The organism is Nodosilinea sp. LEGE 06152, from assembly GCF_015207525.1.
In the GTDB taxonomy this organism is placed as follows: Bacteria; Cyanobacteriota; Cyanobacteriia; order Phormidesmidales; family Phormidesmidaceae; genus Nodosilinea.
Map to the genome: position 1 here is coordinate 139822 of NZ_JADEWR010000013.1, position 18690 is coordinate 158511.

24 protein-coding genes are annotated in these 18690 nt (G+C 55.6%); 15 read left to right on the plus strand and 9 right to left on the minus strand.

What is annotated here, in order from left to right; genetic code table 11:
* Window positions 1–59 precede the first annotated feature (59 nt).
* From rpsC to IQ265_RS18490, 8 genes are all read right to left on the minus strand, one after another.
* Window positions 60–791 (minus strand): 30S ribosomal protein S3, encoded by a 732-nt coding sequence (gene rpsC / locus IQ265_RS18455; RefSeq protein WP_194056234.1) that lies wholly within the window; start codon window positions 789–791, stop codon window positions 60–62.
* 72 nt (window positions 792–863) lie between these two features.
* Window positions 864–1220, minus strand: a complete 357-nt coding sequence (rplV, locus tag IQ265_RS18460) for a 50S ribosomal protein L22 (RefSeq protein WP_073609630.1) — start codon at window positions 1218–1220, stop codon at window positions 864–866.
* A gap of 24 nt (window positions 1221–1244) precedes the next feature.
* A complete protein-coding gene (gene rpsS, locus IQ265_RS18465) occupies window positions 1245–1523 on the minus strand; it encodes a 30S ribosomal protein S19 (protein WP_035991915.1) in 279 nt (92 codons plus the stop codon).
* Window positions 1524–1591: 68 nt separating this feature from the next.
* Window positions 1592–2455 carry a 50S ribosomal protein L2 gene (gene rplB / locus IQ265_RS18470; RefSeq protein ID WP_194056236.1) on the minus strand — a complete coding sequence of 288 codons (864 nt, stop codon included), beginning with the start codon at window positions 2453–2455 and terminating at the stop codon, window positions 1592–1594.
* Window positions 2456–2512: 57 nt separating this feature from the next.
* Window positions 2513–2818 (minus strand): 50S ribosomal protein L23, encoded by a 306-nt coding sequence (locus IQ265_RS18475; protein ID WP_194056238.1) that lies wholly within the window; start codon window positions 2816–2818, stop codon window positions 2513–2515.
* Window positions 2811–3443: a 50S ribosomal protein L4 gene (gene rplD, locus IQ265_RS18480; protein WP_194056240.1), complete on the minus strand. Its 633-nt coding sequence runs from the start codon at window positions 3441–3443 to the stop codon at window positions 2811–2813. Before rplD ends, IQ265_RS18475 begins: the two co-directional genes overlap by 8 nt.
* A gap of 68 nt (window positions 3444–3511) precedes the next feature.
* Entirely contained in the window at window positions 3512–4147 is a 636-nt protein-coding gene (rplC, locus tag IQ265_RS18485; protein ID WP_194056242.1) for a 50S ribosomal protein L3, read from the minus strand.
* A gap of 412 nt (window positions 4148–4559) precedes the next feature.
* Window positions 4560–5702, minus strand: a complete 1143-nt coding sequence (locus tag IQ265_RS18490; RefSeq protein ID WP_194056244.1) for an ISAs1 family transposase — start codon at window positions 5700–5702, stop codon at window positions 4560–4562.
* Window positions 5703–5843: 141 nt separating this feature from the next.
* On the opposite strand from IQ265_RS18490, the gene IQ265_RS18495 reads away from it, so the two are divergent.
* The 15 genes from IQ265_RS18495 to IQ265_RS18565 all read left to right on the plus strand — a co-directional run bounded on the left by IQ265_RS18495 (window position 5844) and on the right by IQ265_RS18565 (window position 17892).
* Window positions 5844–6311: an NAD(P)H-quinone oxidoreductase subunit N gene (locus IQ265_RS18495; protein WP_194056246.1), complete on the plus strand. Its 468-nt coding sequence runs from the start codon at window positions 5844–5846 to the stop codon at window positions 6309–6311.
* 84 nt (window positions 6312–6395) lie between these two features.
* A complete protein-coding gene (locus tag IQ265_RS18500; RefSeq protein ID WP_194056249.1) occupies window positions 6396–7700 on the plus strand; it encodes a circadian clock protein LdpA in 1305 nt (434 codons plus the stop codon).
* On the plus strand, window positions 7693–9606 hold the full coding sequence (locus IQ265_RS18505; RefSeq protein ID WP_228038071.1) for a R3H domain-containing nucleic acid-binding protein: 1914 nt from the start codon (window positions 7693–7695) through the stop codon (window positions 9604–9606). Before IQ265_RS18500 ends, IQ265_RS18505 begins: the two co-directional genes overlap by 8 nt.
* Before the next feature lie 151 nt (window positions 9607–9757).
* Entirely contained in the window at window positions 9758–10159 is a 402-nt protein-coding gene (gene psb27, locus IQ265_RS18510; protein WP_194056251.1) for a photosystem II protein Psb27, read from the plus strand.
* Between the two features lie 179 nt (window positions 10160–10338).
* Window positions 10339–10452, plus strand: a complete 114-nt coding sequence (gene rpmJ, locus IQ265_RS18515) for a 50S ribosomal protein L36 (protein WP_071527191.1) — start codon at window positions 10339–10341, stop codon at window positions 10450–10452.
* A gap of 205 nt (window positions 10453–10657) precedes the next feature.
* Window positions 10658–11041: a 30S ribosomal protein S13 gene (gene rpsM, locus IQ265_RS18520; protein ID WP_194056254.1), complete on the plus strand. Its 384-nt coding sequence runs from the start codon at window positions 10658–10660 to the stop codon at window positions 11039–11041.
* A gap of 176 nt (window positions 11042–11217) precedes the next feature.
* The gene (gene rpsK / locus IQ265_RS18525; RefSeq protein WP_035991933.1) at window positions 11218–11610 is read left to right on the plus strand and encodes a 30S ribosomal protein S11; all 393 of its coding nucleotides are present in this window, start codon (window positions 11218–11220) and stop codon (window positions 11608–11610) included.
* A 74-nt stretch (window positions 11611–11684) separates the two neighbouring features.
* A complete protein-coding gene (locus IQ265_RS18530) occupies window positions 11685–12632 on the plus strand; it encodes a DNA-directed RNA polymerase subunit alpha (protein WP_106919546.1) in 948 nt (315 codons plus the stop codon).
* 88 nt (window positions 12633–12720) lie between these two features.
* The gene (gene rplQ, locus IQ265_RS18535) at window positions 12721–13071 is read left to right on the plus strand and encodes a 50S ribosomal protein L17 (RefSeq protein WP_194056256.1); all 351 of its coding nucleotides are present in this window, start codon (window positions 12721–12723) and stop codon (window positions 13069–13071) included.
* A 67-nt stretch (window positions 13072–13138) separates the two neighbouring features.
* Window positions 13139–14011: a tRNA pseudouridine(38-40) synthase TruA gene (gene truA, locus IQ265_RS18540; RefSeq protein WP_194056258.1), complete on the plus strand. Its 873-nt coding sequence runs from the start codon at window positions 13139–13141 to the stop codon at window positions 14009–14011.
* 71 nt (window positions 14012–14082) lie between these two features.
* A complete protein-coding gene (gene rplM, locus IQ265_RS18545) occupies window positions 14083–14541 on the plus strand; it encodes a 50S ribosomal protein L13 (protein WP_194056260.1) in 459 nt (152 codons plus the stop codon).
* Entirely contained in the window at window positions 14541–14954 is a 414-nt protein-coding gene (rpsI, locus tag IQ265_RS18550) for a 30S ribosomal protein S9 (RefSeq protein WP_194056263.1), read from the plus strand. The genes rplM and rpsI overlap by 1 nt, the downstream gene beginning before the upstream one ends.
* A gap of 159 nt (window positions 14955–15113) precedes the next feature.
* A complete protein-coding gene (gene rpmE / locus IQ265_RS18555; protein ID WP_194056265.1) occupies window positions 15114–15365 on the plus strand; it encodes a 50S ribosomal protein L31 in 252 nt (83 codons plus the stop codon).
* Window positions 15366–15425: 60 nt separating this feature from the next.
* Window positions 15426–16529 (plus strand): peptide chain release factor 1, encoded by a 1104-nt coding sequence (gene prfA / locus IQ265_RS18560; protein ID WP_194056267.1) that lies wholly within the window; start codon window positions 15426–15428, stop codon window positions 16527–16529.
* Window positions 16530–16596: 67 nt separating this feature from the next.
* Complete coding sequence (locus IQ265_RS18565; RefSeq protein ID WP_194056269.1) at window positions 16597–17892, plus strand: DNA repair exonuclease; 1296 nt, start codon at window positions 16597–16599, stop codon at window positions 17890–17892.
* Window positions 17893–17919: 27 nt separating this feature from the next.
* Here the strand turns inward: IQ265_RS18565 and IQ265_RS18570 are convergent, their stop codons facing one another.
* A complete protein-coding gene (locus tag IQ265_RS18570; protein WP_194056271.1) occupies window positions 17920–18666 on the minus strand; it encodes a sulfite exporter TauE/SafE family protein in 747 nt (248 codons plus the stop codon).
* Window positions 18667–18690 lie beyond the last annotated feature (24 nt).

Consider the following 18690-nt stretch of genomic DNA (forward strand, 5'->3'; position numbering starts at 1 on the left):
TGAAGTCACAGGTCAAAGCAATCAAAAAATGGGGCGATCAAAGAAACACGGGGCCAGCTCTAGTCTTCGTTAGAGCGGTCCTCAAACTGCGGTCGTCGTCGGGGCTGCCGTCGCCGGGGTTGGGCATTAGGAGTCACCGGGGCCTCTTCCTGCCCTGGAATAATCTCGCCCTTAAAGATCCACACCTTGACACCCAAAATGCCGTAGGTGGTTTGAGCCGTAGTGTAGGCATAGTCGACGTCAGCCCGCAGGGTATGGAGAGGAACCCGACCCTCGCGAGTCCATTCAGTACGAGCAATTTCAGCACCGTTGAGGCGGCCGCTCACCTGAATCTTGATACCCTCGACCCCAGCCCGCTGAGCTCGCTGAATTGCCTGACGAACTACCCGACGGAACGACACCCGGCGTTCTAGCTGCTGAATGATGTACTCCGCGACCAGAGCGGCATCAGCATCGACCCGATTCACCTCAACCACATTGACGCGAATCTGACGACTAGAATCCTTGAGCAGCTTTTGCACACCCACGCGCAGGGCTTCGATACCAGCGCCACCGCGCCCTACGACTACCCCGGGGCGAGCCGTGCGCACTTCAAGATCAATCTGGTCGGCCTTGCGCTCAATGCGAATATCAGCAATGCCAGCATTGTTCAACGTCTTTTGAACATACTCGCGAATGCGGTAGTCTTCCTGCAGTAAATCAGGATAGCGAGTTCCCTCGGCAAACCAGCGAGAGCGATGCTCTTGAACTACGCCAAGGCGAAACCCGGTTGGATGAATCTTGTGTCCCACGAACTAACCCTCTGGAAATTGGTGCTTAAACAACTGGTGTTTGAACGGCGGTATCGATTTAGCGAACACCGATTACTCGGCAGCCGGAGCTACGGCAATGGTGATGTGACAAGTCGGCTTGCGAATTTGGTAGGCCCGCCCCTGCGCTCGAGGGCGGAACCGCTTTAGTGCCGGACCAGCATCGGCAAAGGCTTCGCTCACGACCAAACCAGCGGGGTCAAGTCCGTTGTTGTGCTCAGCATTGGCAACCGCCGAACGTAGCACTTTGATAATGGGTTCGCAGGCCTTGTAGGGCATGAACTCCAAAATGATAAGCGCATCTCGATAGCTCTTGCCGCGAATTTGGTCGAGCACTCGGCGCACCTTACGGGGCGACATGCGAACGTAGCGGGCCACCGCTTTAACCTGCTCTGAGGTATCTACAGCCATTTCTCCAGTTCCTCTACCTAATACCTAACGACGAGCTTTTTTATCGGTCTTAGCGTGGCCACGAAAGGTTCGTGTGGGAGCAAATTCGCCCAGCTTGTGGCCCACCATCTGCTCAGTAACGTAGACCGGCACGTGCTGACGGCCGTTGTGCACCGCAATGGTGTGACCAATCATCTGGGGCAAAATAGTCGATGCCCGCGACCAAGTTTTAATCACCTGCTTGTCGCCCTTGGTATTGAGGGCTTCAATTTTAGAGAGCAGGTGATCGGCCACAAAGGGGCCTTTTTTCAATGAGCGAGACATGATGCTTCAGCGCCAATAACAGTTCAAGAAACAGCCAATCAACCAAGACAGAAATCTGTAGACAAAGCTTAGGCGTTACGACCGCCACGACCCCGCTTAGACACACGTCGGCGACGACGCACCACGTATTTGTCGCTGTCTTTGTTTTTCTTGCGGGTCTTGTAGCCCAGAGCAGGCTTACCCCAGGGAGTAACCGGGCCAGAACGCCCAATGGGTGCCCGACCCTCACCACCACCGTGAGGGTGATCAACTGGGTTCATGACGCTACCGCGCACCTCGGGGCGGCGACCCATCCAGCGCTTGCGGCCAGCCTTACCCAAACTGACGTTGCGGACATCAGCGTTACCTACCTGGCCGATGGTGGCGTAACATTCCCGACGCACCATGCGTACTTCGGTAGAAGGCAGTTTGAGAGTGACATAATCACCTTCTTTAGCGACTACCTGGGCTCCAGCTCCAGCTGAGCGCACCATCTGTCCGCCCTTGCCAACCTGCATCTCGACATTGTGCACCGTCGTGCCCAAGGGAATCTTATAGAGAGGCAGAGCATTGCCAACTTCTAAGGGAGAATCTGGCCCCGAAATGACCGTGCTGCCCACCGTTAACCCAGCTGGACAAAGAATGTACCGCTTTTCGCCATCCTCATAGTGAAGTAGCGAGATACGGGCGTTGCGGTTGGGGTCATATTCAATCGAGGCAACCTTAGCCGCCACCCCAAGTTTGTCGCGACGGAAGTCTATAACTCGATAGAGCCGCTTGTGCCCGCCCCCTCGGTGACGACAGGTAATCACACCCCGATTGTTGCGCCCCTTAGGACGATGCTTGGAGCGAGTTAACGACTTTTCTGGCTCGCTGCGAGTAATCTCGGCGAACTCGGAGACAGTTCGCTCGCGCGTGCCTGGGGTATAAGGTCTGTAAGAACGGATGCCCATGGAAATACTTGCTGGCTACACGGCAAAAACGGCTGAGAAATCTGAACCTAAACTTTGTTACAGATCGGGGAAGAGGGGAATGGAGTCTCCAGCAGCCAGAGTGACCACAGAGCGCTTATAGTGGGGGCGATTGCCCACAAAACGGCCCATCCGGCGCTTTTTCTTAGGAGGGTTGTAGGTGTTGACCGCAACCACTTTGACATCGAATAGCTCTTCGATCGCCGCCTTGATTTGCAGCTTGTTGGCACGGGGATCGACTTCGAAGACGTACTGGTTATTCTCCAGTAGGAGGGTAGCTTTTTCGGTTACCAGGGGCCGACGGATTAGATCAGCCAGAGATGGGGTATTTGCGGCATTAATCACTGTAAACCTCCTGGATGGCCTCAAGGGCTGGGGACGTAATTACGAGATGGTCGGCGTTGAGCAGATCGTGGACATTGAGATTGGCGGCAGTGATTAGCTTGACGTTCTCAATGTTACGGGCCGACAGATAAACCAGTTCCTGCCGTTCAGCAATCACCAGCAAAATTTTGGCGTTAGGGTCAATGCCCCAGCGATCAATCGCATTGAGCAACTCGCGGGTTTTGGGCCGGGAAAACTTATCCTCAAACCCCTCAACCACCACCAGATCATCGATCCGGCTTTGAAGGACGGTGCGCAGGGCGAGTCGTCGCTCTTTACGGTTCATCTTGACGCTGTAGTCACGAGGCTTGGGGCCAAAAATTACGCCGCCGCCACGCCAGAGGGGAGAGCGGTTAGATCCGGCCCGGGCCCGGCCCGTTCCTTTTTGCCGCCAGGGCTTGCGCCCACCCCCCCTAACCTCAGCGCGGGTTTTGGTGGAAACCGTGCCCTGTCGGGCATTGTTCATCTGCCGCACCAGGGCGCGATGGACGATATGAGAGGCAGACTCTTCTTTGGCAACCTGAAGATCTAGGGATGCCGTACCCGCCTCTTCGCCCTCCCAGTTTTTTACAACGCACTCAACCATTGTCTGAACCTATCCCTTAAAAAGCTTTGCATGCCTAAAGGCTTGAACCGCCTGCCGTCTGCTGAAACCTAAGCCTTAACCCATTGAGCTGGAGCAATGCTCAGCAACCCACCGGGCTTGCCGGGGATAGCGCCTTTGATCAGCAACAGGTTGCGATCGCGGTCTACCCGAACCACTTCTAGCTTGCGAATGGTCACCTTGGTGTTACCGTACTGACCGGCCATACGCTTACCTGGGTAAACCCGACCAGGGGTTGTACCGGCACCGGTCGAACCGGGCAGGCGATGATTCTTAGAGCCGTGGGCCATGGGACCACGGCGAAAGTTGTGGCGCTTTTGGTAACCGGAGAAGCCCCGACCGATGCTCTTGCCGGTGACATCTACGATCTGACCGGCTGTGAAGGTGTCAGCGGTGATCGCCTGCCCCAGCTCGTAGCTGTCAGCAGTCTCGACACGGTACTCCTTCAGGTGACGCAGAGGAGCGCTACCGGATTTAGCGAGATGGCCCAACTCGGGCTTGTTCAGCTTTTTCTCGGTCACCTCATCAAAACCTAGCTGAATGGACGCATAGCCATCGGTGTCTTTAGTCTTGACTTGAGTGACTACACAAGGGCCAGCCTGCACCACCGTGACGGGGATAGCATTGCCTGCCTCATCGAATATCTGGGTCATGCCCAGTTTTTTGCCAAGAATACCGACTGCCACAGTCCTGTCTCCCTATTAACACACTACGAAATGCGCAGGACTCTCTAAGCTGAGAGCTTTGCGCATCTACAACGACATCAACTTTTGAACACCCCACAGTGGAGAAGCTCACCAAGGCGAGCGGTACCGATACAATCGGCCACAATTCAAAAGAAAGCTGGCTTGATTCTGATTGAGGCGAACTCTTAGCCAAATCCGCAAACACCAGTGGTGGTGCGGCATCAGAACAGCCAAATGCCAGGACTTGGGCAGTTCACTGAACCACTCAGTATCCTTTTTGTCGGCGATTTACTATGGTACATCCCTGGCTTGATTATGTCTATAGCTTTTCCCTAAAAAGATTTCTGGGTCCAGAAATCTCTCTTAGAGAGCGAACAAATCAAAGCGCGGGAACCCCAGGGCAAACGCATACTCACCCTGCGCTAGCCAGGACTTTGGTGAGATAAGTGTTATCCCAGCCAGCTTTAAGGCGTTTCGCCTTTTTGCCAACCTTGGCCGAGGATTCTTGAGAGAGCAGGTTGAGGGCCATGTGTCGAATGACAGCCATGTTTTGGGGAGCATAGCCTGTGCGAATGCGGGAGTCGTCCTCATGAAAGGCCACATCCAGGCACCAGTGGAGACTATTTTCAATGCCCCAGTGGCTGCGAGTGGCTTGAGCAAAGCGCTCCACACCGCCATCAAGGCTCACGAGATAGTAGCGTTGGGTAATCGTCGGGGCTTGGCCGGAGAGACGGCGCTCTGATTCAATCAAGCCGACCCGCTTCAGCCCCACCCATTGGTCGGCATCCACCAGATGCTCAACGGAGTCGAGTAACCAGTGACGCCGGATTTCGAGCCGACCGTGGCCCTTATCAATCGTCTGATAGGCCTCGTGGGGGATGTTCTTGAAGTTCTGCTGCCGCGCCCAGGCAAAGACTTGTTGAACATCCTCGTACAGTCCCTCTTGATTGCCTTTGAGGCTGAGGATATAGTCAGCGCCTTGACCGATAATCTGTTTCGCAATCGTTTTCTGGGTTCCCATGGCGTCGAGGGTGACGATGCAGCCGTTGAGAGCCAACACCTTTAGCAGGTCAGGAATCGCCGTAATTTCGTTCGATTTTTCGTCCACCTTAACTTGCCCCAGCACTAGGCGATTCTCAGCCGCCCAGGCGCTCACCATGTGGATAGCGCCTTTACCCTGGCCTCGGTCATAGGAGTGCCGCAAGGTTTTGCCATCCACAGCAACGACCGCTCCAGCACTAAGCTGAGCCACGGTTTGAATCCAGCTCAGGAAGCAGTCTTGTAACTGCTCGGGAGCGAGTTGGGCAAACAGCCGACTAATCGTGTCATGGGACGGAATGCCGTGCGGCAACGCCAGAAAGGTGCTTAGCCAATCCACCTTGCTCTGGCCGTAGGCCTCGATATCGACCCAGGTCTCTGCGCCACAGACCACCGCACAGATGGTCAAGGCCACCATATCCACCAAGCGGTGCTCAATCAGATAGCCGGTACGAGGATCCTCTAGACCCCCAAAGTGGCTTAACAGTGAATCGGTCGGTGGCACTGAAGGGGACATGGATAGCCTCGATGTCAAACTTATCCATTAGTATCCCTACTCGCCGAGTATGCGTTTGCCCTGGCGGGAACCCATGTTGATACATTACTCTGTCCTGAACACAGTACAATAACACCTGATATTGTTTGGCCGAGGGCAACTATGGCGCTGCTAACAACGGGTAAACCTTTCATTAAGGACTTGGAAAGCAATGGCGCGATCGCCGTGCGCATGCCCCTAGAAGGTGGGTTTGAAGGCCGCTACGAGCGCCGCCTCAAGGCCACTGGTTACGAAACGATGAAGCTGACGGCCCGCGGTCTGGGGGATCTATCGTCCTACCTCACGGCTGTGCACGGCGTGCGCCCGCCCCACCTGGGCAAAAAAACGCTGGGCAGCGGTGCGGCAGTGGGCTACACCTATTTCATTCCGCCAATGCTGACCTATCGCCTTGAGTCGATGTCTGCTAAGGCCAAAGGCATGGTGCTCTGGCTGATTGAGGGACACATTCTGTCGCACCAGGAGCTGTCTTACCTGGTCAGCCTGCCGACTATCGAGCCTCGGGTTAAGGTGGTGGTTGAAGTGGGTGGCGATCGCTCTTTTAGCTGGGAACCCCTAGCCAATTTGATCTAGCCCTGCTCTGGCCCTCAAGCCAGCCCGCGACGTCCAAATTGCGCTAGAAAAGCTGGATGCCCCCTGCCAGGATTTGCCACCTGCATGGATACTGAAACCGCCCCTGGGACTGCTGCCGGGAGCTACACCGCAGAAAACCCGTCGCCATCTCCCTACCAATCGCTACAGGCGGGAAGTTGGGTCAAGCTGATCTGCGGTGCCAGCTACCAGGACATGCCAACCATACGGCGATTGGCCATGCTCTACGCTTTAGCCGGGGCCGATTGTATTGATGTGGCCGCCGATGGGGCCGTAGTGGCCGCTGCTCGCCAGGGCTTGGAGGATGCGGTATGGCTGACTGAGCGTTTGGGCGATCGCAAAGCGTCTGCGCTGGCAAATCGCGGCCTACCCTGGCTTATGGTCAGCCTCAACGACAGCGAAGACCCCCATTTTCGCAAAGCGCATTTCGACGCGGCCCATTGTCCGCCGGACTGCGATCGCCCCTGCGAGCCCGTGTGCCCCACCGCCGCGATTCAGTTTCGTTCAGCCAGTCAGGGCGGGGTGAAGCCGGATCTCTGCTACGGCTGCGGTCGCTGCATAGCCGTCTGCCCGCTAGACCGTATTGAAGCGCAGTCTTACATGGCTCGGCCAGAAGCGTTTTCCAGTGAACAACTGGTCCAGATTGATGCCGTTGAAATTCACACCCAGACCGGGCACCAGGCCCAGTTTGAGCAGCTTTGGCAGCGGCTTCAGCCCTGGCGACCTCACCTCAAACTAATATCCATCAGCTGCCCTGACCACGATCGGGTAGTGCCCTATCTGCAAGACCTCTACAACCTGATGGCTCCCCTTGCAGTGCCACTGATCTGGCAGACCGACGGCCGCCCGATGAGCGGTGACCTGGGCAAGGGTACAACCCATGCCGCCATTCGCCTGGCCCAAAAGATTCTACAGGCTGGTCTACCGGGTCACGTTCAACCCGCTGGTGGCACCAATGGCTACACTGTAGATAAGTTGCTCGCTCTTGGCTTGATAAAAAACACGCCCTCTGCTTCTTACCCAGACTTTCCCCCTAGCGGCTTGGCGTCCTCCCAGAGCGGTGGGATGGCCAGCCATGGTTCAGTCTTAGTCCGCAACACGATTTCAGGTATTGCCTACGGTGGCTACGGGCGATCGCAGGTGCTGCCGCTGCTCGATGCCATTGACTACGAACTTCAGCCCTGGTTAGGAAACGCCTCCCTAAACCAGCCTTCTAACGGTCAGTGGGGCAGCCCTACGTCTGACACAGCCCCCGTCGCCCCTTGGCAACGCCTTGATAACAGTGCCCTAGGTCAGGGGTTGGCCCTAGCTCAACAACTAGTGAACCAGCTCAAGATAGATAGACATTTTTTACCCACACGGTATGGTTAGCTCAAGCAACAGTGACCGCGTCAACAACGAAATATACAACGACTTGGGCAACGGTGCCCCTGACAGTGCCTCCGACAAAAGCTCCGCCAACAACATTTCTGCCACTCACAATCTCGCCGTGGACTTTTTACCCACCGAACCTGAAGGGACAGCCCCACCACAGCCTGTCCCTGCCCAAGCCCCTCCTATCGACGACTTAGATCAGCTCCTGAGTATTTTGCCGCCTGCGATTCGCCTGCGGCTGACCCAGCACCCCCAGCGTCAAAGTTTGATTGAGGTCATTTTAGATCTGGGTCGTCTGCCCGAAGCCCGGTTCTACAACAGCGTGGAATACTTAGCTGAGGAGCCCGTCACCCACGTCGACCTAGATCACTGCATCAAGCGGGTTGGCACCTTTGGCGGCGACAACCGCGCCGGAATTGAGAAAACTCTGCACCGGATCAGCGCCGTTCGCAACCGATCCGGTGAGGTAATAGGCCTCACCTGTCGGGTAGGTCGGGCGATCTTTGGCACCATTGGCATGATTCGCGATCTGGTCGAAACCGGTCGCTCCATTCTCATGCTGGGCCGCCCTGGCGTCGGCAAAACCACCGCCTTGCGCGAAATTGCTCGTGTGCTGGCCGATGATCTGCAAAAGCGGGTGGTCATCATCGATACCTCCAACGAAATTGCCGGGGATGGCGATATCCCCCACCCAGCCATTGGTCGCGCGCGACGTATGCAGGTGGCCCGTCCCGAGGAGCAGCACCGGGTGATGATTGAGGCGGTGGAAAACCACATGCCTGAGGTCATCGTCATTGACGAAATTGGCACCGAGCTAGAGGCCCTGGCCGCTCGCACGATCGCGGAGCGCGGAGTGCAGCTCGTTGGCACCGCCCACGGCAATCGGCTCGAAAACCTGATTAAGAACCCCACCCTCTCTGACCTAATCGGCGGCATTCAGTCGGTCACCCTCGGGGATGAGGAAGCCCGTCGCCGGGGCAGCCAGAAGAGCGTGCTGGAGCGCAAAGCACCACCCACCTTTGACATTGCGGTAGAAATGCTGGAGCGCCAGCGCTGGGCCGTCCATGACGATGTGACTGTCACCATTGATAACCTTCTGCGTGGGCGACAGCCGGGGCTGCAAATTCGCACTGTTGATGAAAACCAGAAGGTGGTGATTACCCACGAGCTACCTGGCTCAGGACGAGAGGTCGCCAAGCCCTCGCGATCGGGTTTGGGCTGGCGAGCGGCTGGGCAGATGGTGCCGCCTACCGCTAGCTCTGCTGTGGCCCAACGCACCCTGGGCAACGGCAGCAATGTCCGGCCCCTGGGGCAGGCATTTAACCCAGAACCGACGACAGATCCTGTGTTTGCTCACCTACTCGACACGGTCGATGACGGCGATATTGTGGGTCCCAATGGGGAAGATGCCATGCGCCTCTACCCCTACGGCCTCAGCCGCCACCAGCTAGAGCGGGTGATTCAAACGCTGCACATGCCAGTGGTAGTCACTAAAGACCTAGACAACGCGGATGCGGTGCTGGCGCTGCGATCGCATGCCAAAGCCCAGGCCAAGCTCAAACACATGGCCCAGGGGCGGCAGATTCCGGTTCACTTGGTTAAGTCCAACAGCATTCCTCAAATTACTCGCGCCCTACAGCGGCTGCTGGATCTAGACGATAACCCCGCCGCGGTGGATCTAGAACTGTTTAGCCACAGTGGCGGCGACGATGAGCTAGAAGCCCTGGAAGAAGCTCGCCTAGCAGTGGAGCAAATTGTGATTCCGAAGGGGCAGCCGGTGGAGCTACTGCCGCGATCGGCCCGTATTCGCAAAATGCAACACGAGCTGGCCGAACACTACCGGCTCAAATCCCTCAGCTGCGGCGAAGAACCCAACCGCCGACTGCGTATTTATCCAGCTTAGGGCAGAGAGTCCCGGTCAAAACCCAAAATACTATGACCACAGGGCGCTATAGAATAAGAGCACCGAAATGACACCAGCGCAGCTTTGGCGCAGGATTCAGTGCCTATTCTTCAGGGCCTGTCGTTCGGCCTGAACTTTTTCAAAGAAGCCTATGAAATCCTTAATTGCTCGTCTTTTAGCCCTGGTACTGGTGGCCGTCGTTGGCCTAACAGGGTGCAGTGCAGGCACCAGCGGCATGCTCACTGGCGACTATCGCCAGGACACCCTGATGCTGGTGGATAGCCTCAGAAACTCGCTCGCGCTGCCTGACGACGATCCGGCAAAACTTGAGGCTCAAGCCGAGGCCAAAGCCGTCATCAGTGATTTTGCCTCTCGCTATCGCCGAGATTCTTCAGTCGCCAACCTCAGCTCGTTCACTACAATGCGAACTGCGCTGAATGCGATCGCAGGGCATTACAGCAGCTACCCCAACCGCCCCCTGCCCGAGAAGCTCAAAACCCGAGTCGAGCAAGAGCTCAAACAGGTAGAATCGGCCCTCAACCGAGGAGCCTAGAAACCTGCGAGCAAACTAATTAACTAGCTGAAGCCGCCTCGGGGCGGTTTCTTTTTGCCCCTACCGCCGTCGTCGCCACACCGAGACTGCGAAACCCGTGGGGCAAGTTCAAATTTGCAATTGACGGGTTGGCGTTGGTTTGCTAGCATAGCAATTCTGTAGTAAAGTGCGAGTTGGACATGAAAGTCCGTGCGTCTGTGCGCAAGATGTGTGATAAGTGCCGTGTCATCCGCCGCCGCGGTCGGGTCATGGTGATTTGCTCAAACCCCAAGCATAAGCAGCGGCAAGGGTAAGTTTGGTGCGGCGGCTTTTTCCTGCTGAGAAGAGCTAACCCATCAAACAGTGATTGAGCAAAGATAGATGAGCAAAGTGGCTAAAACAGACTGTTTTAGCAGTTTAATAGGGTTTTCTAGATCTGGGCAGCAGCCCGAGTAAAGTTACTGGGTAGCCGCTACGGGGCTGTTTGGTTAGAACCAAGTATTGGGGGAGATAGTTAAGGTGGCACGGATAGCAGGCGTGGACTTACCACGCGACAAACGAGTTGAAATTGGCTTGACCTACATCTACGGTATTGGCCTTACCCGTTCCAAGGAGATCCTGGCCAAAACCGGGGTCAGTCCTGATGTGCGCGTTAAAGACCTGACAGACAGTGACGTGGCCAAGCTGCGCGATTCTGTCGAAAGCGATTACCAGGTAGAAGGTGACCTGCGGCGGCTTGAGAACATGAACATCAAGCGCTTAATGGATATTGGCTCCTACCGAGGTCGGCGACATCGGGCAGGTCTGCCCGTCCGGGGTCAGCGTACCCGCACCAATTCTCGCACCCGTCGGGGCGGCACTCGTCGCACCGTTGCAGGTAAGAAGAAAGCGCCGCGGAAGTAGAGTTAGTCCTACTTCTTAAACCCCCAGCTACTATTGGAGGGTTGAGGTATGAAAGCTCGCTGACCTTTGTGGCGAGTTTTTCCGACTGTTTAGCGGTGCTTGCCAATTTTGACTGCTCACCGACAGTTACGTGATTCAGATCTAAGTTTCCTTGAACTAAGTTTAGTGACAACGCCATGGCCAAACCAACCCGAAAGACCGGACCTCGCAAGAGTAAAAAGAACGTTCCCAGTGGGGTCGCCCACATTCGTTCAACCTTCAACAACACCATCGTGACCATCACTGACCAATCAGGGGAAGCAATTTCCTGGGCTTCGGCAGGATCTAGCGGGTTCAAAGGAGCTAAAAAAGGCACCCCTTTTGCAGCTCAGACAGCGGCAGATGGCGCTGCCCGACGGGCTATGGATCAGGGCATGCGCCAGATTGAAGTAATGGTAAGTGGGCCTGGGGCAGGCCGTGAAACCGCCATTCGTGCCCTACAGGGAGCAGGCTTAGAAATAACGCTAATTCGCGACGTTACTCCTATCCCCCACAACGGTTGCCGGCCACCCAAACGCCGTCGAGTTTAAGCGCTCAGTTTAAGCATTAGGAACGTAGCTCCATCGGTGGACAGGGTATTGCGAGGTTTAAGGGAGGCAGGATTTTGGCACAGTTTCATGTTGATTGCGTAGAGTCTGTCGTTGAAAGCGATCAGAGTCAGTACGGTCGATTTGTAATCGAACCCCTGGAGCGCAGCCAGGGAACCACAGTAGGCAATGCTCTACGGCGAGTGTTGCTCTCTAACCTGGAGGGCATTGCGATTACAGCCGTCAGAATTGCTGGCGCCACCCATGAGTTCTCTACGATTGTTGGCGTCCGAGAAGATGTCCTCGACATTCTCCTCAACATGAAGGAGATTGTGCTGCGGAGCTATTCTAGTCAGCCTCAAATCGGTCGTCTTCTGGTTCAGGGGCCAGCCCGAGTCACCGCCGGGCACTTTGAATTACCCTCTGAAGTGGAAGTGGTTAACCCTGAGCAGTATGTGGCTACCGTTGCCGATGGCCACACCCTGGAAATGGAGTTCAGAATTGAGCGAGGTCAGGGATACCGGGCCGTAGAGCGCAGCAAAGACGACGCCACCGCCCTTGACTTCATTCAAATTGACTCAGTATTTATGCCGGTCAAGAAGGTCAACTACACCGTCGAGGAAGTAGTTGTTTCTGGCTCCATGCAGCGTGACCAGCTGATTATGGATATCTGGACCAACGGCAGCATTACGCCTCAGCAGGCCATGAGTCAGGCCGCTGATATTTTGGTCAGTCTTTTTGTACCGCTCAAAGACGTCACCCTCGAGCCTAAGTTTGACGAAGAGGTTAAGGAAGAAGATCCAAACAATCAAATTCCTATTGAAGAGCTGCGGCTTTCGGTGCGGGCCTACAACTGCCTGAAGCGTGCCCAGATCAACTCGGTGGCAGATTTGCTGGACTTCAGCCAGGAAGACCTGCTGGAGATCAAAAACTTTGGCCAAAAGTCTGCCGAAGAGGTTATCGAGGCTCTCCAGGAGCGGTTAGGGATTACCCTACCCTTGGAGAAGGCTTCAAAAACGGCTTGACGAGAGAGTTACTTTAGGGTTAGCCCTAGCCTCCTCTAATTTTTCCCTGTGTTGCTTTTAATTTTGTTGTTCATCTGAGTTAAGTACCATGCGTCACCGCTGTCGCGTTCATCAACTCGGGAAGCCTGCAGACCAGCGTAAAGCCCTGCTTCGCTCCCTGACCACGGAGCTCATCCGTCACGGTCGAATTACGACTACCAAGGCTCGGGCTAAAGCGGTGCGCGAAGAGGCTGACCGCATGATCACTCTAGCTAAGGATGGTTCGCTTTCGGCCCGTCGGCAGGCCCTAGGCTACATCTACGACAAACAACTCGTTCATGCCCTGTTTAGCCAAGCCGATGAGCGCTACGGCGATCGCAATGGTGGCTACACCCGCGTCGTCAGAACCGTTCGCCGTCGGGGCGACAACTCCGAAATGGCTATTATCGAGCTGACCTAAGCATTTTTCAACGTTTGCTCAGGTCACCTCTGTCCATTAGTCCACTGTTTGTACCTGTCCGTGTCCCATGGAGAAGTCATCACCCATACAGCGCAGTTTGGAGAGCCAACCTGTCGAGTTTGCCCAGGCAACTCAGCGGGTTGCTTTGGTGGTGCAGTACGTGGGTACCCATCTACACGGCTGGCAGTGGCAGCCCAATGCTCGTACTGTACAGGGCGAGATCGAGGCTGCGATTCGCTCGGTGCTAGGCTACGACGTACGCCTTAGCGGCGCAGGGCGTACCGACACTGGTGTCCATGCGGCCGCTCAGATAGCCCACTTTGATGCACCGGGTTTCATTCCGTCACACCGCTGGGCAGACGTGCTCAACGCCCGTCTGCCTGACGACGTCCTGATTCGGGCATCAGCAACAGTACCCGATACCTGGCATGCCCAGTTTTCGGCCTGTTGGCGACGCTATCGCTACACCTTTTACACCGGGCAGCGGCCCAACCTGTTTGTGCGTCCCTTTGTGTGGCACTACTACCGCCAATACTTAGATCAGGGCAAAATTCAAGCGGCGTTGGATGACATGGTTGGCCACCACGACATGACCGCTTTCCACCGGACGCGATCGGGCAAAAGCCATTCCTGGGTAGACCTTCAGGCAGCTGAATGCCGCCGTCAGGACACCTTCCTTACCGTTGAGCTTCAGGCCAAAGGCTTTTTGTACGGCATGGTGAGGCTGATTATGGGCCTGATAGTAAAGGTAGGCAGTGGAGAGTTAACTCCAGCGGAGTTTGGCCAGCTTTGGCAGCAGCGCCAGCGTCACCGCGTCAAATATGCCGCTCCGGCTCAGGGATTGTGCCTACTCCGGGTCGGCTACGACCATACTCCCTTTGCCCCAGAGGCATGGTTTGACACCCAGCCCCACTTTTTCTGGGGTTCAGCTGTAGCCTAAAGCCAATTCAAGTTTGATTAGATGGTTTGTTTTATTAACGTGGTTCATCCAAGAAAGGCAGCTCAAGCGCTATGACTACTAAGACCTACATTCCCCCCCACGATTCTGTACAGAAGCAGTGGCACGTAATCGACGCTGAAGGTCAGCGCCTGGGACGGCTGGCCACTGAAATTGCCACTATTTTGCGCGGCAAAAACAAACCCACCTTTACCCCTCACATGGATACGGGTGATTTCGTTATTGTGGTTAATGCTGAGAAAGTTGTGGTTACCGGTCGCAAGGCCAGTACCAAACTCTACCGTCGCCATTCCGGTCGCCCCGGCGGCATGAAGGTAGAAACCTTTGACAAACTTCAGGCTCGCATTCCTGAGCGCATTATTGAGCAGGCTGTGAAGGGTATGCTGCCGAAAAATTCTCTGGGCCGTAAGCAGTTCACCAAGCTCAAGGTATATGCCGGGCCAGAGCACCCCCACCAGGCCCAAAGCCCTGAAATTCATGTTGTAAACACCATTCCTGGAGAAGCGAAATAATGCAGGCTACCGATCAATCTCAACAGGCTGTGTACTGGGGCACCGGTCGCCGTAAGACGTCTATCGCCCGAGTGCGCTTGGTACCTGGCAGCGGTCAGTTGGTCATCAACAAGCGCCCAGGCGACGATTATTTGCAGTTCAACCCGGCTTACCTAAACGCCACCAAGGCTCCCCTAGAGGTGTTAGGTCTGGAAAACGCCTACGATGTTTTGGTTAACGTCAAGGGTGGTGGGCTAACTGGTCAGGCTGATGCCATTCGCCTTGGGGTAGCCCGAGCACTGTGTGAACTTGACCCTGAAAACCGTAAGCCGCTGAAGGTTGAAGGCTACCTCACCCGCGATCCCCGCGCTAAGGAACGCCGTAAGTACGGTCTGAAGAAAGCCCGTAAGGCACCTCAGTTCTCTAAGCGTTAATCTCCAAACGCTAAGTTCTCAAGGACTAGTTTTGTTTGGTGCGGTTAAGCCTGCTCTGTAGAGAATCTTGATCTAAACTAAATCGTGATGGTCAGAGCCTCTTAACCGAACCTAATTGCGCCCGTTTTCCTTCTGCTGATGTTGTTTTAATCCATCGTTATGGCAAAGTCTGAGATTCACCCCACCTGGTATCCCGAAGCCAAGGTTTTCTGTGACGGCAAGGAAATTATGACCGTTGGGTCTACCAAGCCTGAGCTACATGTAGACGTATGGTCTGGAAACCACCCCTTCTACACTGGCACCCAAAAGATTATCGACACCGAGGGCCGGGTTGAGCGCTTTATGCGTAAGTACGGCATGACTGATACGTCAGCCGCTGCCACTGACGACAAGGCTGCCGATAACGCTTAGCCAACTCTGCTGTAGCACTTAGAGTAGATGTTCTAGCTAGACGGCAGACAAGAGGACCCTATGGCCGAGGCGTACTTAATTGAAAAACTCAACTCTGTGGAGCAAACGTTCCAGGAGCTAACGCGGAGACTAGGCGATCCTGATGTTGCTAAGGATCCGGATGAGTTTCAGCGTATTGCTAAGGCTCGATCCTCACTCGAAGAAACCGTAGATACTTACACCGAGTGGAAGGCTACTGAGCAAGAGCTGGCAGAGGCACGGGAAATCTACAAGGAAGCAAACAGCGATCCTGAGCTAAAGGAAATGGCGGGGCTAGAGGTAGAAGCCCTGGATGAAAAGCTAGCGGCCCTAGAAACTCGCCTCAAAATTTTGCTGCTGCCCCGCGACCCCAATGATGACAAGAACATCATGCTGGAGATTCGGGCCGGGACCGGTGGGGATGAGGCCAGCATTTGGGCCGGCGATCTGGTGCGGCTCTACTCTCGCTATGCCGAGGGGCAGGGCTGGAAGGTAAAGTTGCTCAGTGAATCTACCGCCGATATGGGTGGGTTTAAAGAGGCGATTCTGGAGATTGCGGGCGATCGCGTCTACAGCAAGCTCAAATTTGAGGCTGGGGTGCACCGGGTGCAGCGCGTTCCGGTGACTGAGGCGGGTGGGCGCGTCCATACCTCTACCGCTACTGTGGCGATTATGCCTGAGGTCGATGATGTAGAGATACAGATAGACCCGAAGGATATTGAGCTGACGACGGCGCGATCGGGCGGTGCTGGTGGCCAAAACGTTAACAAGGTGGAAACAGCGGTGGATTTGTTCCACAAGCCGACGGGCATTCGAATTTTTTGTACCGAGGAGCGATCGCAGCTGCAAAACCGCGAGCGAGCCATGCAGATCTTACGCGCCAAGCTCTACGACATGAAGCTTCGGGAGCAGCAGGAGGCCGTCTCGTCTATGCGCAAGTCGCAGGTGGGTACGGGGGCGCGATCGGAAAAAATTCGCACCTACAACTACAAAGACAACCGGGTTACCGACCACCGCCTCAATCAAAACTTTACGCTCACCCCAGTGCTGGAAGGAGATGTGGACGTGCTGATTCAATCATGCATCAGCCGTGACCAGCAGGAGCGTCTGGAGGAGCTAGCCGCCGAGTCATCTTCTCCTGTGTAGGTGCTAGCCTGGGTTCGTTGCACTGGCCCGCGAGGCCAGTTTTTGACTATTGCCCCCAGGAAAGCGTATGGCGAAATTTCTCCACATTGCCGATATTCACCTCGGGTTTGACCGCTACGACACCCCAGAGCGCACCAAAGACTTTTTTCGTGCCCTACAGACGGTGCTGGAGCGCTACGCCATTGAAGAAAAGGTAGATTTTGTAGCGATCGCGGGCGATCTCTTCGAGCACCGCAACATCAAGCCCGCTACCCTTAATCAGGCTCAGATTTGTCTACAGGCGCTGAAAGATGCCGAAATTCCGGTGCTGGCAATTGAGGGTAACCACGACAATCGCCCCTACGGCACTCGCACCAGCTGGCTCAAGTACCTAGCCGAGTGGGATTTACTCAAGCTACTTGAACCCAACGACGGAGCCGATGCCGAAAATCGCCTCCCCCCCTGGGACGAAGCCACGCGTTCTGGGGCCTATATTGACCTGCCCTGCGGAGTGCGCGTCGTTGGCTCAAACTGGTATGGAGCAACCGCTCCCCGTGCTATTGAGCTGCTGTCAGGGGCCATTCAAGCACTGCCCAGTGGCCCTGACTATACTGTTTTGCTCTTTCACCACGGTTTGGAGGGGCAAATTGCTCGCTACGCTGGGGCGCTGCGCTACAGCGAGCTGTTGCCGCTTAAGGACGCCGGGGTTGACTACCTAGCCCTGGGTCATATCCACAAGAACTACACCGCTGAGGGCTGGGTGTTTAACCCCGGCTCGCTAGAGGCCAACAACGTAGAAGAAAGTCGTTTTCAGCGGGGCGCGTACCTGGTAGAGCTGTCGCCTCAGGGCGTTGATGCACGGCTGCAAACCGACTACTTTCAGCGCCCCATTGTGCGACTGGAGCTGGTAGCCAGAGGCCAGGAGAGCCTGGATCAGCTAACCCAAATGGCGATGGATAAAGCGATCGCCGCCGCCGCTGAGCATCAGGGCGACACGGCTCCTATTCTAGAGCTGAAAATTACGGGTCAGGTGGGCTTCGATCGCCTGGAGCTAGACACGCGCCGCCTCCAGGAGAGCCTCAAAGCGGCCACCAATGCGCTGGTAGTCTTGGTCAAATATGACGTGGAAGACGTAGCTTACCAAACGCCCTTGAGCGAAGGTCAAAACCGAACTGAAATTGAGCAATCCATTTTTGAAGACATGCTCACGGCGCACCGCGACTACAAGACTCGCGCTCCAGAGCTGGCTCGTGGGCTAACTGACCTCAAAGATCGTCAGCTTGCCGGGGCTGACGAGATCGATCTGTATGGGTTAGTAGAAACCCTGCTGGGCCTTGATGAGGCGATCGCAGCTCCACAGCCCCAAGCCGCATCCCAAGAATGAGTCCAGAGCGCCTGCCCTCGGTCAGGGTTACATGAACCAAACGGCGAGAAAATGGCGCTGCTGCCAAATCATAGCTACACCGCTGACGGCCACAAAGGCAAAGACTAGCTGCCGAAACTGCTGGGCCGACAGTTTTGCCAGCACCTGTTTACCCAACCAGTTAGCCGGTACGGCTCCCAAACCAATCACTAAACCGTAGGCTAAATACTCTCCACTCAAGCTGCCAAAAGCGGCGTAGGCGATCAGCTTAACGAGGTGCAGCACAGCCTTGTTAAAAGCTTTGGTGGCCACCATGGCTTCTTTTTCTAGCCCATAGTTGAGATACAGCGGGTTCATAATCGGGCCGGTGCTGCCAACCAGGGCAGAGCCAATGGCGTTGACCAAAGACAGCGGCAAAAAATACCAGGCCTGGATCGTGAAACAGTTTTCCTTGGCAGGCAGCAGGTAGTTGACAACCATAACTAACAGCCCGGCTCCCAGCAGTAGCTGCAGGCTCTCGGCATGGATTTGAGTCAGCCCGTAGGAACCGAGAAGAGCGCCTACGGTAGCACCCGGCACGTACCAGACAGTCACGTTCCAATCAATGTCATGCCAGAAGACAAACCCTCGCTGCGCATTCCCAATCAGCAGCCCGGTGGTTATAACGGGTGCTACGGCCTGCGTGCCCAGCAGCAGCGAAATTATGGGAATTAGAATGAACGGGCTACCACCCCCTGCCAGCATGCTGAGAAACCAGGCCAGAAAACTAGCCACAAACAAGCTCAAAGCAATCATAGGTAGCGGCAACACTGTGACTAA